At 67.9% G+C, this 15,562-nt stretch carries 21 protein-coding genes; 3 read left to right on the plus strand and 18 right to left on the minus strand.

The genetic code is table 11. The features are described from left to right. The first annotated feature begins 42 nt into the window (after window positions 1-42). A complete protein-coding gene (locus ACQY68_RS03885) occupies window positions 43-528 on the plus strand; it encodes a peroxiredoxin (RefSeq protein ID WP_428151736.1) in 486 nt (161 codons plus the stop codon). Window positions 529-600: 72 nt separating this feature from the next. Next, complete coding sequence (locus ACQY68_RS03890) at window positions 601-1,062, plus strand: very short patch repair endonuclease (RefSeq protein WP_428151737.1); 462 nt, start codon at window positions 601-603, stop codon at window positions 1,060-1,062. Here the strand turns inward: ACQY68_RS03890 and ACQY68_RS03895 are convergent. The 5 genes from ACQY68_RS03895 to ACQY68_RS03915 are packed head-to-tail and all read right to left on the minus strand — an operon-like array spanning window position 1,005 to window position 5,633. Further along, window positions 1,005-2,942, minus strand: a complete 1,938-nt coding sequence (locus ACQY68_RS03895; protein ID WP_428151739.1) for an ATP-binding protein — start codon at window positions 2,940-2,942, stop codon at window positions 1,005-1,007. The genes ACQY68_RS03890 and ACQY68_RS03895 overlap by 58 nt on opposite strands. A 59-nt stretch (window positions 2,943-3,001) precedes the next feature. Next, window positions 3,002-4,045, minus strand: a complete 1,044-nt coding sequence (locus ACQY68_RS03900) for a quinone-dependent dihydroorotate dehydrogenase (RefSeq protein ID WP_428151740.1) — start codon at window positions 4,043-4,045, stop codon at window positions 3,002-3,004. Beyond that, complete coding sequence (locus ACQY68_RS03905; RefSeq protein ID WP_428151742.1) at window positions 4,045-4,362, minus strand: DUF952 domain-containing protein; 318 nt, start codon at window positions 4,360-4,362, stop codon at window positions 4,045-4,047. Before ACQY68_RS03905 ends, ACQY68_RS03900 begins: the two co-directional genes overlap by 1 nt. Further along, window positions 4,362-4,874, minus strand: a complete 513-nt coding sequence (locus ACQY68_RS03910; RefSeq protein WP_428151743.1) for a SixA phosphatase family protein — start codon at window positions 4,872-4,874, stop codon at window positions 4,362-4,364. Before ACQY68_RS03910 ends, ACQY68_RS03905 begins: the two co-directional genes overlap by 1 nt. Window positions 4,875-4,883: 9 nt before the next feature. Continuing rightward, a complete protein-coding gene (locus tag ACQY68_RS03915) occupies window positions 4,884-5,633 on the minus strand; it encodes a methyltransferase domain-containing protein (protein ID WP_428151745.1) in 750 nt (249 codons plus the stop codon). Window positions 5,634-5,679: 46 nt separating this feature from the next. On the opposite strand from ACQY68_RS03915, the gene gloB reads away from it, so the two are divergent. After that, the gene (gene gloB / locus ACQY68_RS03920; protein ID WP_428151747.1) at window positions 5,680-6,408 is read left to right on the plus strand and encodes a hydroxyacylglutathione hydrolase; all 729 of its coding nucleotides are present in this window, start codon (window positions 5,680-5,682) and stop codon (window positions 6,406-6,408) included. Between the two features lie 7 nt (window positions 6,409-6,415). Here the strand turns inward: gloB and ACQY68_RS03925 are convergent, their stop codons facing one another. From ACQY68_RS03925 to ACQY68_RS03985, 13 genes are all read right to left on the minus strand, one after another. After that, window positions 6,416-7,147, minus strand: a complete 732-nt coding sequence (locus ACQY68_RS03925; protein ID WP_428151749.1) for a DUF4908 domain-containing protein — start codon at window positions 7,145-7,147, stop codon at window positions 6,416-6,418. A 101-nt stretch (window positions 7,148-7,248) separates the two neighbouring features. Then, window positions 7,249-7,974, minus strand: coding sequence for an acetoacetyl-CoA reductase (gene phbB, locus ACQY68_RS03930; protein ID WP_428151750.1), 726 nt, complete (start codon window positions 7,972-7,974; stop codon window positions 7,249-7,251). Between the two features lie 108 nt (window positions 7,975-8,082). After that, window positions 8,083-8,697, minus strand: a complete 615-nt coding sequence (locus tag ACQY68_RS03935) for a malonic semialdehyde reductase (protein ID WP_428151752.1) — start codon at window positions 8,695-8,697, stop codon at window positions 8,083-8,085. 108 nt (window positions 8,698-8,805) lie between these two features. Beyond that, on the minus strand, window positions 8,806-9,555 hold the full coding sequence (locus tag ACQY68_RS03940; RefSeq protein WP_428151753.1) for a DUF72 domain-containing protein: 750 nt from the start codon (window positions 9,553-9,555) through the stop codon (window positions 8,806-8,808). Next, entirely contained in the window at window positions 9,552-9,833 is a 282-nt protein-coding gene (locus ACQY68_RS03945) for a type II toxin-antitoxin system RelE/ParE family toxin (RefSeq protein ID WP_428151754.1), read from the minus strand. The genes ACQY68_RS03940 and ACQY68_RS03945 overlap by 4 nt, the downstream gene beginning before the upstream one ends. Before the next feature lie 20 nt (window positions 9,834-9,853). Further along, on the minus strand, window positions 9,854-10,111 hold the full coding sequence (locus tag ACQY68_RS03950) for a type II toxin-antitoxin system ParD family antitoxin (protein WP_428151755.1): 258 nt from the start codon (window positions 10,109-10,111) through the stop codon (window positions 9,854-9,856). Window positions 10,112-10,142: 31 nt separating this feature from the next. After that, window positions 10,143-10,886, minus strand: coding sequence for a tRNA pseudouridine(38-40) synthase TruA (gene truA, locus ACQY68_RS03955; protein WP_428151756.1), 744 nt, complete (start codon window positions 10,884-10,886; stop codon window positions 10,143-10,145). Beyond that, entirely contained in the window at window positions 10,886-11,830 is a 945-nt protein-coding gene (gene fmt / locus ACQY68_RS03960; RefSeq protein ID WP_428151757.1) for a methionyl-tRNA formyltransferase, read from the minus strand. Before fmt ends, truA begins: the two co-directional genes overlap by 1 nt. 27 nt (window positions 11,831-11,857) lie before the next feature. Beyond that, complete coding sequence (locus tag ACQY68_RS03965) at window positions 11,858-12,076, minus strand: hypothetical protein (protein WP_428151758.1); 219 nt, start codon at window positions 12,074-12,076, stop codon at window positions 11,858-11,860. Continuing rightward, complete coding sequence (gene def / locus ACQY68_RS03970) at window positions 12,076-12,648, minus strand: peptide deformylase (RefSeq protein WP_428151759.1); 573 nt, start codon at window positions 12,646-12,648, stop codon at window positions 12,076-12,078. Before def ends, ACQY68_RS03965 begins: the two co-directional genes overlap by 1 nt. 31 nt (window positions 12,649-12,679) lie before the next feature. Then, window positions 12,680-13,021, minus strand: coding sequence for a hypothetical protein (locus ACQY68_RS03975; protein WP_428151760.1), 342 nt, complete (start codon window positions 13,019-13,021; stop codon window positions 12,680-12,682). A gap of 11 nt (window positions 13,022-13,032) precedes the next feature. Further along, on the minus strand, window positions 13,033-13,371 hold the full coding sequence (locus tag ACQY68_RS03980) for an acyl-CoA thioesterase (RefSeq protein ID WP_428152583.1): 339 nt from the start codon (window positions 13,369-13,371) through the stop codon (window positions 13,033-13,035). 61 nt (window positions 13,372-13,432) lie between these two features. Continuing rightward, window positions 13,433-15,523, minus strand: a complete 2,091-nt coding sequence (locus ACQY68_RS03985; RefSeq protein ID WP_428151761.1) for a prolyl oligopeptidase family serine peptidase — start codon at window positions 15,521-15,523, stop codon at window positions 13,433-13,435. Between the last annotated feature and the right edge of the window lie 39 nt (window positions 15,524-15,562).

A 15,562-nucleotide genomic window follows, 5' to 3' on the forward strand; every position in this document is an offset into this window, starting at 1 on the left:
GTCGGCGCACGCGCCTCGTTCAAACCCCTCCCGGAGCCTTCCATGACGATCCAGATCGGCGACCGCATTCCCTCGGCCACCCTGTCGCAGGGCACGCCGGAAGGCCCCAAGCCCGTCAACACCGATGAGTTCTTCGCCGGCAAGACGGTCGCCCTGTTCGCCGTGCCCGGCGCCTTCACCCCGACCTGCTCGGCGCGCCATCTGCCGGGCTACGTCGACAACAAGGCCGAACTGGCCGCGAAGGGCGTGGACGTGATCGCCTGTCTGTCCGTCAACGACGCCTTCGTCATGAATGCCTGGGCCGAGAGCCAGAGCCTGACGCCGGACGACGTCGTCATGCTGGCCGACGGCAACGGCGACTTCACCCGCACGGTCGGACTGGTGCTGGACGGCAAGGGCTTCGGCCTGGGCGACCGGTCGCAGCGTTATTCGATGCTGGTCAAGGACGGCGTCGTCACCCAGCTGAACATCGAACAGGGCGGCGAGTTCAAGGTGTCCTCGGCCGAGCACCTGCTCGCGCAGCTCTAGGCGCTACTGTTCGGCTCGCGGAGCCTCGCGGCTTGAGCGCGCGTTCGCGGGCCGGCTGAGCGCGAGGTGTCGATGACCACCGACGTCTATTCACCCGAGAAGCGCAGCGCCGTCATGCGTCGGGTGAAGGGGCGCGACACCTCGCCCGAGATCGCGGTGCGCAGGATGCTGCGGGCCGCCGGGATCGGCTACCGGCTGGGTGGGCTGGGCCTGCCCGGCAAGCCGGATATCGTGATGCAGGGCAGGCGGACGGTCGTCTTCGTGCACGGCTGTTTCTGGCACGGGCACGACTGCGCGCGGGGCTCGCGAAAGCCCAAGGCCAATGCCGACTACTGGACCGCCAAACTGGCGCGAAATGTCGCCAGGGATCGTCAGGTCGTCGTCAGATTGACCAGCGACAACTGGCGCGTGGTCACCGTCTGGGAGTGCGATCTGAAGGCGGCGGACGCCGCCGATCGATTGATCGCCGAAGTCCGTCAGGCGGCGACGGTCTCGGTCTCTTCGCCGTCGGAGACTTCGCCCGCCAGGACGTGATTGAGGGCGCCGAGCAGGGCGGCGGGGGTCAGCGGCTTCGACACGAAATAGGTCATGCCGGCGGCCATGCAGGCGGCGATGTCGTCGGGCGCGGTGTCGGCGGTCACGGCGATGACGGGGACCGAGGCGTTCGGTCCGCCGCCGGCGCGCAGGCGACGCGTGGTCTCGCGGCCGTCCAGCTCGGGCATCCGCACGTCCATGAAGATGACGTCGAAGGCCGAGGTCTCGCACTGGGTCAGGGCCAGAAGGCCGTCGGCGGCGGTCGAGATGTCGCAGCCCAGCGGCGCCAGGATCAGCTCCACCGCGCGACGGTTGATGTCGTGGTCGTCGACGACGAGGACGCGCAGGGGACGGTCGGCGTCCCCCTCGACATCGTTGCTGCCCTCGATGGCGGCCGCCTCGATCCGGGGTTCGATGACAGGCGCCTCGACGACCGGCGCTGAGGGGGCGGGAACGACGGGCGCGACGACGGCCGGACGCAGCGCGCGGGGGGCCAGGCTACGGACGATGTCGCCCCGGCTCTCCTCGCTGAAACCCTTGGGCGCGAGGACGACGGCGTCGGCCCGCGGCATCAGCAGGGACAGGGTGAAGGCGGCGCCTTCGCCGGGACGGCTGCGGGCGGTCAGGCGGCCCCCCATCAGTTCGGCCAGGTCGCGGCTGATGCTGAGACCCAGGCCCGTGCCGCCGTGGCGGGCGCTGACGCCCTCGGCGGTCTGGTCGAACGGGGTGAACAGACGGGTCAGCTGCTGGTTCGTCATGCCGGGGCCGGTGTCGGCCACCTCGATCAGAATGGCGTAGTGCGACGGCTCCTCGAACCAGGCCGAGAGACGCAGGGTGACCGAGCCCTCGGTCGTGAATTTCATGGCGTTGGAGACGAGGTTGTTGAGCACCTGACGCAGGCGCATCGGGTCGCCCCTGACCGCGTGCGGAATGCTGGCGGCGCCTTCGACACGGAGGGTCAGGCCCTTGGCGCGGGCCTCGCCCTGCCAGAACATCAGGGTCTGGGCGAGGAGGCCGCGCAGGTTGAAGTCGACGTTGTCGACGGTCATCCGGCCTGCGTCGAGCTTGGCGTGGTCCAGCAGATCGTCGAGCAGGGCCTTCATCATGATCCCGGCGTCGGTGATCAGGGCGGCCTGGGCACGGGCCGCGCCGTCGGTCGCGCCGCGTTCCAGCTCGGCGGCGCCGGTCAGGATGGCGCTGATGGGGGTGCGCAGGTCGTGGCCCACGGTGGCCAGGAAGACGGACCGGCTGGCCATGATCCGCTCGGCTTCGACCCGGCGGTGATCGGCGTCCAGGCGGGCGGCGATCTCGGCGTCGGCGGCCTTGTTCATCCGCTCCCAGGTCGAGATGCAGTATACGCCGAACACGACGAAGGCGACGGTGGCGGCGGTCACGAAATGGGTCGGGGCACCGTACCAGGCCATCCAGAACGGCGTAGCCAGCATATAGAGGAAGTGCGGCGTGATGGTCACCGCCAGCACCTGCTTCGAGCGCGGCGAGTTGATCACGCCGTAGATGGCGCCCGAAGCGGCCAGGACGGCGGCGCAGACCCCCCCCATCGGACCACCGGTCAACCACAATGGAATCGACAGGCTGCCGAAGGCGGCGGCGTTGAGGAACAGCATGACCACGCCGGCGGCTGACCGCACGGGTCCCATCCGCTCGACCTTGCCGCTGTTGATGGGGCCGAAGATCAGCAGGTCCACCAGCTGGACCGCGAAATAGACGCCGACCCAGAGGCTCGAGAAGGTCCAGCCGAACAGGGGGCTGAAGACCATGGCGGTGGCCGCGCCCATGGCGAGCCGTTGCAGCAGGGCCTTGCGGCGGCGGCGCACGGCTGTCGTCCATGTCGGCGCCGCGTTCTTCTCAGCCTCCGACATTACGCCCCCACAAAACGCGCGGTCTCCGCCACGCATCGGGGAACTATGGCGCGTCGCCCCTAACGCTCCGTCAACGGGCCGCCAGAAACCGCCTCGGCGACGCTGGCAAAGCCCTCGGCGCGCAGTCGGGCGGCGAGATCGCGCTTGATCCGGCCGACCAGGCCGGGGCCGTCGTAGATCAAGGCGGAGTAGATCTGGATGGCGCTCGCCCCGGCGCGGAGCCGTTCCCAGGCGTCCTGACCCGAGGCGATGCCGCCGACTCCGATCAGGGGGATGCGACCCTCCGCCGCTTCCGCCGCGTCGCGCAGGGCGGCCAGAGCCTTGCCGCGCAGGGGCGTGCCGCTGAGGCCGCCGGCTTCGTCCCGGTCGGACGAGGTCAGGCTGTCGGGACGGTCGAGGGTGGTGTTGGAGACGATCAGGGCGTCGATCCGGTGGGCGATGGCCGCCTCGACGATCATGGCGATCTCGGCCGAGGTCAGGTCCGGGGCGATCTTCAGAAAGACCGGAGCAGGCGTGGTCCGGGCCTCGGCGATGCGGCCGAGCAGGTCGTCGAGCGCCTCGCGGCCCTGAAGGGCGCGCAGGCCCGGCGTGTTGGGCGAAGAGATGTTGATCGTGAAATAGTCGCTGAGCCCGGCGAGACGTTTCAGGCCGATGACATAGTCGGCCGCGCGATCCTCGGTGTCCTTGTTGGCCCCCAGATTGGCGCCGACGACGGCGTCGGGGCGGCGCGACAGGTTATCAGCGAAGGCCTCGAGGCCCGCGTTGTTGAAGCCCATCCGGTTGATGATCGCTTGGTCCCGGGACAGGCGGAACAGGCGGGGTTTCGGATTCCCCGCCTGGGGCAGGGGGGTGACCGAGCCGCATTCGACGAAGCCGAAACCGAGACGAGCGAGGCCGTGCAGGGCCTCCCCGTTCTTGTCGAGACCGGCGGCGAGGCCGACCGGGTTGGACAGGCTCAGCCCCGCGATTTGCGTCGCCAGGATCGGATCGTCGGCGCGCGGCGCGGGCAGGGGGACGGACTTCAGGGCCGTGATGGCGAGGCCATGCGCGGTCTCCGGATCGAGCCGACGCAGGACCGCGGCGCCGAGGTCGGGGACGGGCATCAGGCGGGGACCGTGAAAGGCCTGGCCCCAGTCACCGCCTTCACCGGCAGAGGGCCGTAGATGTGCGGGAACAGGGCGCCGCCGCGCGAAGGCTCCCAGACGATCGTGTCGTCCAGCGCCGTCAGATCGACGGTGAGCAGCATGAGGTTCTCGCGCCCGGCATAGTGTTTGCGCGCGGTCTCATCCAGCTGGGCGGCGGTCGACAGGTGGATGTAGCCGTCGGCCAGATCGACGGCGGACCCGGCGTAGGCGCATTCCGCCACCGCCTCGCGCCATTCGGCGGCGTCGATGATCTTGTACGCTACGGTGTCTGGCATCAGTCCTCGGCCCCGCCGCCGAAGGCCTTGGGTGTCAGGAAGCCGTCGTAGGCGCAGCGGCCGGCGACATCGACCTCGAAGATGGCCGCGGCGCCCGTCGGGAAACCGCCCGCCATCCGGTCGAGCACCGACGGGGAGGCGGCGCTCTCGGTCAGATATTCCATGGCCAGAAGCTGGACGCCCGGATTGTGGGCCATGATCAGGAGGCAGCCCGTCGAGTCCTCAAGGCCCTCGACCAGACGGCGAATGGTGTCGGTCGAGGCATCGTAGAGGCGCGGTTCGATGCGGACCTCGACGTCGCCGAGGGCGTCGTGCATCGCCTCCCAGGTCTGGCGTGTGCGGGTCGCCGAAGACACCAGGGCGAGGTCGGGACGCAGGCCCTTGTCGGCCAGGATACGCCCCATCAGGGCGGCGTCGTCCAGCCCGCGCGGCGTCAGGGCGCGGTCGCGGTCGAGACCGGTGGCGGCCAGACGTTCGGTCTTGGCGTGACGCATCAGGATCAGACGGTGCATGGCCCGCGCTTAGCCGGGTTCGGCGTCTCTATCCAGTCCACGTGTAACCGGTTGAGGCTGCAATCCGGGCGCCTCGGCGCGAACGCGCTGGGCCGAACCGCTCGGCCGAATCCGGGCGTAGGCCTGACGGGTGGCCTCCAGCAGGATGACCCCGGCGGCCCCCGGCGCGATGCGGCGACCGACCTGTTCGAAGCCGTCGGCGAGGCCCAGCAACGGCGTCCAGGGCGGCACATAGAGGGTCTGGGACCAGGCCGTGGGCTCCAGCCCGGCGGCGCGGACCAGCCGCTCCAGCTGGCCCCGGGTAAAGGGGCGGCCGTGGCCGAAGGGGGTGCTCTCCGCGCGGGCCCACATGCCGCCCCGCGCGGCGGCGGCGAGGATGATGCGACCGGCCGGGGCGAGGGCGCGGACCGCTTCGGTCAACAGCTGGGTCGGGTCGTCGGCCTCCTCGAGCGCATGGACCAGAAGCACGCGATCGAACGATCCGGCCGGGAAGGGCAGGCGTTTGTCGTCGACCAGAAGGGTGCGGTTGCGGCCGACGGCGGGCCAGATCTCGACCCCCTGTCCGGAGGGCATGGCGGCGATGACGCGACGGGCGCCGACGAAGGCGTCGAGCCAGGGCGTCGCATAGCCGATGCCGAGCACGTCGCAACCCGGGGCCTCGCCCCAGGCGTCTTCCAGACGGCGGGCCAGCAGGCGGCGCACGAGCGCGCCGGTCGGCTCGCCGTAGAAGGATCGCAGGTCTTCGATGGCGCGACGCATGATGAGACTTATATGGCGAGGAGGCTTACCGAACCAAGGACGTCCCATGCCCCTGACCGTTCATCTGTTCCCGGCGCGAACCGACAACTACGCCTTCCTGGCGCGGGACGAGGCGACGGGGACGGTCGCGGCCATCGACACGCCGGACGCCCAGGTGATCCTCGACGGAATCGCGGCCCTCGGCTGGGGGAAGCTGGACCGGATCATCAACACTCACTGGCACCCCGATCACACCGAGGGGAACGCCCGGCTTCAGGCCGAGACCGGATGCGACATCTGGGGCCCGGAGGAGGTGCGCAAGGTCGCGCCGCTGGACCGGGTCGTCGAGGAGGGCGACCTCGTCATGATCGGCAAGACGCCCCTGCATGTGACGGCGACGCCGGGGCATACGCTGGGCCATGTCGTGTTCCGCTCGGCGGCCGACGCCATCGCCTTCACCGGCGACACCCTGTTTCCGCTGGGCTGCGGGCGGCTGTTCGAAGGCACGCCGGGGCAGATGTGGGACAGCCTGAGCCGCCTGCTGGCCTGGCCCGACGAGACGGTCCTCTATGGCGCGCACGAATACACGGCGGCCAACGCCCGCTTCACCCTGAGCATCGACGACCGGGCCGAGATTCAGGCCCATGCCGAGGCTATCTTCGCGGCGCGCGAGCGGGGCGAGCCAACGGTGCCGACGACGATGAAGATCGAGCGGGCCTTCAACCCCTTCCTGACCGCCGGAAGCGCGGAAGAGTTCGCGCGGCGTCGGACGGCGAAGGATTCGTTCGCGGGCTAGGTGACCGCTATTCGCGCGGGGCGACGGCCCGGATGATGCTGGAGGACGAGGGGCGTCCGGCCTGCCCCTGGCGCGGATCTACGACGACACGCAGGTCGCCGCGCGCGAAGGTCACCGAACTGCGAGGGCCCTCGACCAGGGTGATGCTGCGAAGCCCGTTGACCCGGTCGCGGACGGTCGGGGTGCGGGCCATGCGGATGACGGCCTCGGTCGTCACGATCAGGGCGTCGACCATCAGGGCCTCGGACTGTTCGCCGGTCAGATTGATGACGATCAGCCGGCCCAGGGCCTGGCTGACGAGACTGCCGCGCTGATTCATCAGGGTGAACAGGCGGATCGGGCCCAGCGTCGGAAGTTCCAGCGCCGGGGCGGGGCCGACGCGCGAGGCCGGAGAGCCGTTCGGCGTCCGGCTGGTGTAGAGGGTCAGTCCGCCGTCGGGCGTGACGCGCAGGATCTGGGCGCCCGCATCGTTGCGATAGATGACGTCGCCGCGCGGAGCGGGCGTCGAACGCAGCACCCAGGTCTCTTCCCGACGCTCGAACCGGAACAGGGGGCGCGTGCCCCGGCCGTCGAAAATGAACCGCTCGCCGACGTCGGAGGCATAAAGGCCGTTGGCCGGCAGGCCGGGCGCGCTGTCGTTCTGGAAGCCCCGGTTCTGCTCGGCCTGGGCGTTGCCGCGCACCTGGGCCTGGGCGGCCGAGGCGAGCGTCATCGCCAGAACGACGACGGCGAACGCCATCGTCGCCGGGATCGGCGATCGCGCCGTCTCGTGCCTGACCCTTGAACTCATGACGAAAAGCGTTGCGCGGGAGCCGCGGCGGATTTTGGGCGACGAAAAGGTCAGCCGACCAAGTATTGACCACCGTTCAGCGACAGTGTGCAGCCTGTGACATATCCGGCACGCTCGCCCGACAGCCAGGACACCATGTCGGCAATCTCCTCGCCTTTGCCCAGACGGCCCACGGGGATCTGGGCGATGATGCCGGCGAGAACCTTTTCGTCCATGGCGCCGACCATTTCCGTGTCGATATAGCCGGGAGCGATACAGTTGACGGTCACCCCCTTGCGGGCGTTCTCAAGCGCGAGGGCCTTGGTGAAGCCGATCATGCCGGCCTTGGCCGCCGAATAGTTGGTCTGGCCGATCTGGCCCTTCTGGCCGTTGATCGAGGAGATGTTGACGATCCGGCCGAAGCCCCGGTCCCGCATGCCGTTGATCACCTGGCGCGTCATGTTGAAGACGCTGTCCATGTTGACCCGGATCACGTCCGACCACTGGTCCGAGGACATCTTGTGGAAGAAGCCGTCGCGGGTGATGCCGGCGTTGTTGATCAGGACGTCGATGGGACCCAGTTCGGCCTCCACGTCGGCGACGGCCCGGGCGCAGTCCTCGTAGGAGCCGACATTGCCCTTCACGACCATGACGCCGAGCTCGCGGGCGGTGGCCTCGGCCGCTTCCATATTGCCCGAATAGCCGGCGGCGACGGACATGCCGTCCTCCTTCAGCCGCTGGACGATCGACTTGCCGATACCGCGGGTTCCACCCGTGACGAGAGCCACTCGAGCCATGTACGTTCCTGTTTCCCTGACGGCCGCGTCTGGTGCACGGCCTTCGTCAGGGAAATCATTAGACTGCGGCGGGTTGCTCGGAAAGCCGATGTTACGCGGCTTGATCCGTCAGACGATCTTCGCCGCCTCGTCGAAGGTCAGCCGGGGGCTGCGCGGGAACAGGTTGTCGTCGTTGCCGTAGCCCAGGTTGACGATGAAGTTCGGCTCGATGTCGCCTTCGGGGAAGAACTCCGCCTTCACGCCGGCCGGATCGAAGCCCGACATCGGACCGACGTCGAGGCCCAGGGCGCGGGCGGCCAGCAGGAAGTAGCCGCCTTGCAGGGACGAGTTGCGGAAAGCGCTCTCGCGACGGCCGCTCTCTTCGCCGAACCAGTCGCGGGCGCCCGGGGCGTGCGGGAACAGATGCGGCAGCCGGTCGTGGAAATTCATGTCGTAGCCGATGACTGCCGTGACCGGCGCCTGGGCCGTCTTGGCCTGGTTGCCCTCGCTCATCAGCGGGACCAGACGCGCCTTCGCTTCCGGCGAGGTTACGAAGACGAAGCGGCTCGGGGTGTTGTTCACCGCCGTCGGGCCGAACCTGGTCAGGTCGTAGAGCCTGTGCAGCAGCTCGGTCGGCACCGGGCGGTCGGTCCAGCCGTTGCGCGTGCGGGCTTCGGTGAAGACCTGGGCCAGTGCGGCGTCAGTGAGCGGAACGTCGCGGGCGGGGAGCGAATCGAAAGCCATTGGGAAACCCCTAAATCTACAACTGCATCAGCAGCGGTTGCATATAAGGGTTTGGGCTGACGTCAGTTCAAGGGGTTTCGCATCAATTGCGGTTACAATTGTCCCCGACTATTTCAATTTGGCGATCAGCGCCTGTGCCGCCGCCGGATTCCGCACCTTCGCGCCCGAGATGAAGTAGGCGAAGACGTCGCCGCGTCCGGCCCAGGTCCGCGTCTGTGCGGCCACCGCATCCAGTTCGGTCGAGGTCATGCCGGTCGGTTCGTCGGCGCGGCTCGACATCAACCGGGCATAGGTGAAGTCGGCCGTCGGCTCGTCGATCTGCGGCCAGGTCGGCTCCTCGTCGTCGACGGCGTAGACGATGGCGGCGCCGTATCTGGCCGCGAGATCATAGAACTGCCGGGTGGCGAAGGTGGGGTTGCGGACCTCCAGCGCGTGCCGCAGGCGGACGCCGTCCTTCTCCTTGGGCAAGAGCTTCAGGAAGCCCTCGAAGTCCTCGGGATCGAACTTCTTCGTGCCCATGAACTGCCAGTTGATCGGGCCCAGCTTGTCGCCGAGTTCGGTCAGGCCCTGATCGAGGAATTTGGCGAAGGTCTCGCCGCCTTCCGACAGGATTTTCCGGTTTGTGCAGAAGCGGTTGGCCTTGACCGAGAAGACAAAGCCGTCCGGCGTCTCGTCCCGCCATTTGCGCCAGCTGTCCGGCTTGAACGAGCCGTAGTAGGTGCCGTTGATCTCGATCGAGGTGACGGCGCGCGACGCGAACTCCAACTCGCGCCTCTGGATCAGGTCGGACGGATAGAAGACGCCGCGCCAAGGTTCGAAGGTCCAGCCGCCGATGCCGATATGGATGGGGTGGGTCATTGGTCGTCCTCCACAGGAGAAGCCATCCAGTTCTCGCGGCCGGATCGGATTCGGATGACGAAGACGCCATCGTCTTCGACTTCATAGATGATGACATGCGCCTCAAGCGGATAGGCGCGGACGGGCGGCGTCAGTTCGGTCCTCAGCCGGGCGGCCTCCGGAAATCGGGCCAGATGCGCGAAAGCGTGTTCGAACTCCTCCAGATATCGTTCGGTGCGAGCGACACCGAACCGTTCCAGACCCTGCCAGAAGATCGCATCGAGATCAGCGTCCGCCATTGCAGACAGCCGATCTCCGCTCACGCGGCCGCGCCCTTGCGCCGCTCAAACTCGGCCTTGGCCGCCTCAAAAATCTGGCGAGGCGTGCGATCCGAAACGCCGCTCGCGCGCCCTTCGTCGACCAGCCGCTGCATGTTGGCGATCTTCTCGGCCTTGATCTGGTCACGTCGGATCAGGTCACGGACGTAGTCGCTGGAGTTCGAATAGCGGCCATCCTTGGCCTGGTTTTCGACCCAGGCCTTCATCGGATCGGGGAGGGAGATGTTCATCGTGGCCATGACGCCAGCGTCTGCCTGATGGCAAACCTTGTCAAGAACCGTAGTCGACGCCGGTCAGGTAGAGACCGTCCGACGGCGCCACCGGTCCGCAGGCCGTGCGGTCGCGGGCTTCCAGCGCCGCCTTCACGTCGTCCGGCGTCCAGCGGCCGAGGCCGGCCTCGACCAGGGTGCCGGCCATGGAGCGGACCTGGCGGTGCAGGAAGGAGCGGGCCTCGAAGACGAGGTGCACCTCCTCGCCGACGCGGGTCACGCGGGCGACATCGAGGGTCTTCTCCGGCGACTTCGACTGGCAGGCGAGGTCGCGGAAGGTGGTGAAGTCGTGGTGGCCGATCAGGTGGTTCGCGCCGGCCTGCATGGTCTCGGCGTCGAGGGGTTTACGGACGTGCCAGACCTTGCCGCGCTCCAGCGCCGGGCGACCGGGGCGGTTGAGGATGCGGTACAGGTATTTGCGGCCCTTGGCCGAGAAGCGGGCGTGCCAGTCGTCGGCAACAACCACGCAGTCGAGGATGGCGACGCCCTCCCTGATCAGGTGGGCGTTGAGGGCATTCATGACCGTGGCGGCGGGCCAGTCCTTGTCGAGGTCGGCGTGAGCGACCTGGCCGGTGGCGTGAACACCGCTGTCGGTGCGGCCGGCGGCGGCGATGCGGACGGTCTGGCCGCAGAAGCCGTGGATCGCCGTCTCTAGCGCGCCCTGGACCGTCGGCTGACCCTCCTGGGCCTGAAAGCCGTTGTAGGGGCCGCCGTCGTATTCGATGTCTAGCCGGTAGCGGGGCATCAGCCCAGGATCGTCCCGACGGGCAGGGCGAAGCCGTTGAGGAAATCGGCGGGCGATTGTTGCGCCTTGCCCTCGCGTTGGACGCGCAGCAGGCGGACGGCGCCCCTCCTGCCTTCAGAGTCTGGCCCGCAGGCGACGAGCAAGCCGCCTTCCAGCAATTCTCCGGGCGTGCCGGCGCCGTCGCTGGACAGGCAGGACAGCAGGGCTTTCACCCGGATCGGACCATCGGGGCCGAGGGCCTCGAACCAGGCGCCGGGGAAGGGCGACAGGCCGCGAATGTGGGCGTCGAGTTCGGCGGCCGGACGGGTCCAGTCTATGCGCGCTTCGGCCGGCGTGATCTTTTTTGCATAGGTGGGCTCGCCCGCCTGGGGGGTCTCCGTGACGCCGCCGCGTTCGATGGCGGCCAGCGCCCGGGTCCACAGGGTCGCGCCGACCGTCGACATCCGTTCCGACAGGCTGGCGGCCGTGTCGTCGCGCTGGATCGGCAGAATTTCGCTGAGCAGGATCGCGCCCTCGTCCAGACCTTCCGACATCCGCATGATCTGGACGCCCGTCTCGCGGTCGCCGGCCATGATGGCGCGCTGGATCGGCGCCGCGCCGCGCCAGCGGGGCAGCAGGGAGCCGTGCAGGTTGAAACAGCCGAGACGCGGCGCCTCCAGCACGGCGGGCTTAAGGATCTGGCCGTAGGCGACCACGCAGGCGGCATCGAGATCGAGGCTGACGAAGGTGTCGATGGCGTCCTGGGCCTTCATGCTCTCGGGCGTGAAGACCGGCAGGCCCATGGCCTCGGCGAAGGCGTGAACGGGCGAAGGCGTCAGCTTGTGGCCGCGTCCCCTGGGCCGCGGCGGCTGGGAATAGACGGCGACGATCTCGTGGCCGGAAGCGATTAACTCCGCGAGCGACGGCACGGCGAATTCGGGGGTACCCATGAAGGCGAGGCGCATGGGGCCGCCTTTAGACGGTGGGGGCGTTTACTGCCAGCGCGTCGAGACGCCGCCGCCCTCGTCCCATTCGCCGCCGGCGTCGAGCGCGTCGTCGAAGACCAGCAGACGGTCCAGCAACACACCGGCGATGATGCCGAGCGCGGCCACGCCGACCAGTGTAGCGACCGAGCCTATGCCAATCTTTTCAGAGCGGGTCAGGCGGCGCCGGCCGGACCGGTCGACGATGCGATCGCGAAAACGGGTCATCAGGCGTCCTCTCTCAGGCGCATGGTCTTCTTGACCTTGGACATGGCCCGGTCGCGGCGCAGGCGCGACAGGTGGTCGATGAAGAGCACGCCGTTCAGGTGATCCAGCTCGTGCTGGTAACAGACGGCGTAGAGACCTTCGATCTCTTCCTCGATGCGGTTTCCGTCGCGGTCCAGATGGGTGACCCGGACGCGGGCGGGGCGTTCGACCTCGTCGAAATACTCCGGGATCGAGAGGCAGCCCTCTTCGTAGCAATAGGTCTCGTCCGAGGCCCACAGGACCTCCGGATTGACGAAGAAACGCGGGTTGGGGACGCGGGTCTCTTCGCCCTCGGCGGGAGCCTCCGCGCCTTCCGGCAGGGGACCGTCGCCCAGATCCATGACCACGACGCGATGCAGTTCGCCGATCTGCACGGCGGCCAGGCCGATGCCGGGCGCGTCGTACATGGTGTCCAGCATGTCATCCATCAGGGCGCGCATGGCCTCGTCGACGACCTCCACGGGCTTTGACACCTGTTTGAGGATCGCCAGATCGGGCGCGTTGTCGATGGTCAGGATACGTCGGATGGCCATGGCCGTCAGGTAGGCGCAGGGGGCAGGAGGGTCAAGTTTTCGGGCGTTTTGCGGCTATGAGCAGGGGTATCGCTGCACACAACAGGATGACGGCAGTGGGCCAGCCGCCGTTGGCCAGAGTGAAAAGAGCTGCAGCAGCGAAGATGACGCCCAAAACGAGGGCTATCCGGTTAGTCCACCTATTGGATCGCCCCACCAGCTTCAGGCCCAGCAGTGTCGCGACGACTGCAGAGATCGCGGCAAGCAGCAGAGGACCAACCACATCCTCCGGCTCAGTCGTCCAGTTCTTCGCGAGTTCAGGCAGCAAAACCAGAACCGAGACGACGACCAGACCGCACGCGAGTATGACGACCACCGACAGGATACGGTCCATCGTGTTCTTCCCTAGCTCTGTCCCGGCAACGGCCTCGGCTTCCGGTCCTGATCGATGGCGACATAGGTGAAGACGCCCTCGGTCACGCGCGACACCTCGTGGGTCGATCGCGGCCGTTTCCACGCCTCGACCCTGACCCGGATCGAGGTGCGGCCGGTCTTCAGGACCGTGGCGTAAAGGGACACCTCGTCGCCGACCGAGACCGGCTGGTGGAAGACCATAGCGTCCACCGCGATGGTGGCGCAGCGCCCGTGCGCGATGTCGAAGGCTGGCGTCGAGCCGGCCAGGTCCATCTGGGCCAGCAGCCAGCCGCCGAAGATGTCGCCTTCGGGGTTGGTGTCGGCCGGCATGGCGATGACCCGCCCGACGAGCGAGCCGTCGGGCGTTTCCGGGGAGGGATGGGTCACGCGTCTAGTCTTCCGGTTGCAGGTGTTCGTCGAGCCAGTGGAACACCTCGTTGTGCCATTGCAGGCTGTTCTGCGGCTTGAGGACCCAGTGGTTCTCGTCCGGGAAGACGATGAGCCGGCTCTCGATCCCGCGACGCTGCAGGGCGGTGAAGGTCGACAGGCCCTGAGACGTCGGAATGCGATAGTCGCGGTCACCCTGGACCACCAGCATCGGCGTCTTCCACTCGGACACGTGGTTGACCGGGTTGAAACGCTCATAGCCTTCAGGGTTGTCGTAGTGGGTGCCGCCGTATTCCCATTCGGTGAACCACAGCTCCTCGGTGCCATAGGCCATGCCGCGAATGTCGAACACGCCGTCGTGGTTGACCAGGCATTTGAACTCGTCCGACCAGCGGCCGGCGATCCAGTTGATCATGTATCCGCCATAAGACGCGCCCAACGCGCAGGCGTTGTCGCCGTCGATGAAAGAGTATTTCGCCTGCGCGGCGGCCCAGCCCTTCTGCAGGTCTTCCAGCGGGCGGTCGCCCCAGTGCTCGGAGATCGCGTCGGTGAAGCCCTGGCCGTAGCCGGTCGAGCCGTGGAAATCGATCATCACCACCGCATAGCCGGCGCCGGCATAAGTCTCGGGGTTCCAGCGGTAGGACCAGGAGTTGCCGAAGCTGCCCTGCGGTCCGCCGTGGATCAGGAAGGCGACCGGATATTTGCGGCCCTCGACATAGCCGGCGGGTTTGATGACGTAGCCGTGGACGGTCTCGCCGTTCCAGCCCGGGAAGTTGAACTGCTCGGCCGCGCCGAACAGGCGGCTGTCGAGTTCGGGGTTCACGTCGGTGATCTGGCGCGGCATCTCACGACCGCGGAAGGTCTTCACATAGAGCTCCGACGGCGAGGTCAGGCTGTCCTGGGCGAAGACGAAGCCCGACGGCGTCTGTTCGAAGGCCGAGACGTGGCCCTCGCCGGTGATCGGCACGACCGCGCCGTTGGCGGCGTCGATCTGGAACAGCTTCGTCTGGCCGACGTCGCCGGCGAGGACGAACAGGCTGCGGCCGTCGGCGGACCATTGCAGGGTGTCGGCCGAGCGATCCCAGTTGGCGGCGACTTCACGCTTCGAACCGGTGGCGACATCCATCAGAACGATCTGCCAGCGGTCGGCCTCGAAGCCAGGACGGGCCATGGCGCGGTAGGCCATCGTCTTGCCGTCGGGCGAGAAGACCGGCCCGGTGTCCCAGGCGTCGTTGGCGTCGGTGAGGTTGGTGAAGCCTTCGCCCGTCAGGCCGTTGGTCTTGAACAGGTCGAAGTTGGTGCTCCAAGGCTCGGTCTGGCCGGCGACGCGCGCGGAAAAGACGATGGCGTCGCCCTGCGGCGTGAAGGTGAACTCGCTCTCGTCGCCGAAGGGCTTGGAGGGAGTGTCCCCGTCGAAGCCGTGGGTGACCCAGACCGGATCGCCCGAACCGTCGGCGTTGACCACGAACAGGTGGTTCTGGGTGCCGTCATTCCAGGTGTCCCAGTGGCGCACGAACATGCGGTCATAGACCTGACCGGTCGATTTGCGGGCCGCGGCTTCCGTGCCGCGCGCAACCGAGCAGGCAAGGTCGTCGCAGGTCGGATAGACGGCCAGCGACACGGCGACCTTCGAGGCGTCGGGGCTGAGGACATAGGCGTTCACGTCCAGCGGCAGGTCGGTGATCTGGGTCGCCGTGGCGCCGGTGCTGTCCGTCTTCCAGACCTGACTCGTGCCCGACCGGCCCGAGAGGAAATACAGGGCACCGTCCGAGCCCCAGCGCGCGGTGTTGGCGCCGCCGTCGGAGATGGCCAGGCGGCGGGCTTCGCCTTCGCCGTTGAGGTTCTGGATCATCAGGCTGGAGACGCCGCGATTGGCCTCCATGTCCGTGGCGCGGACGGCGTAGACGACCTTTGTCCCGTCCGGAGAGACGCGCGGATCCGACAGCCGGTTGGCGTTCAACATGTCGGTATAGGTGAAGGCGCGCTCGGCGGCCTGTGCGGGCTCGGCCTCCGTGATGGGCGCCTCGGCCAGAGCGGGCAGGGCCGTTAGCATGGCCAGAGCGGCGCAGGCGGAAAGCAGGGAACGGTGACGCATCGGACGGCTCCTGGGGACTTCGTTGGCGCTGGCGTAGCA

This window comes from Brevundimonas sp. (assembly GCF_965278935.1).
Taxonomy (GTDB): Bacteria; Pseudomonadota; Alphaproteobacteria; order Caulobacterales; family Caulobacteraceae; genus Brevundimonas.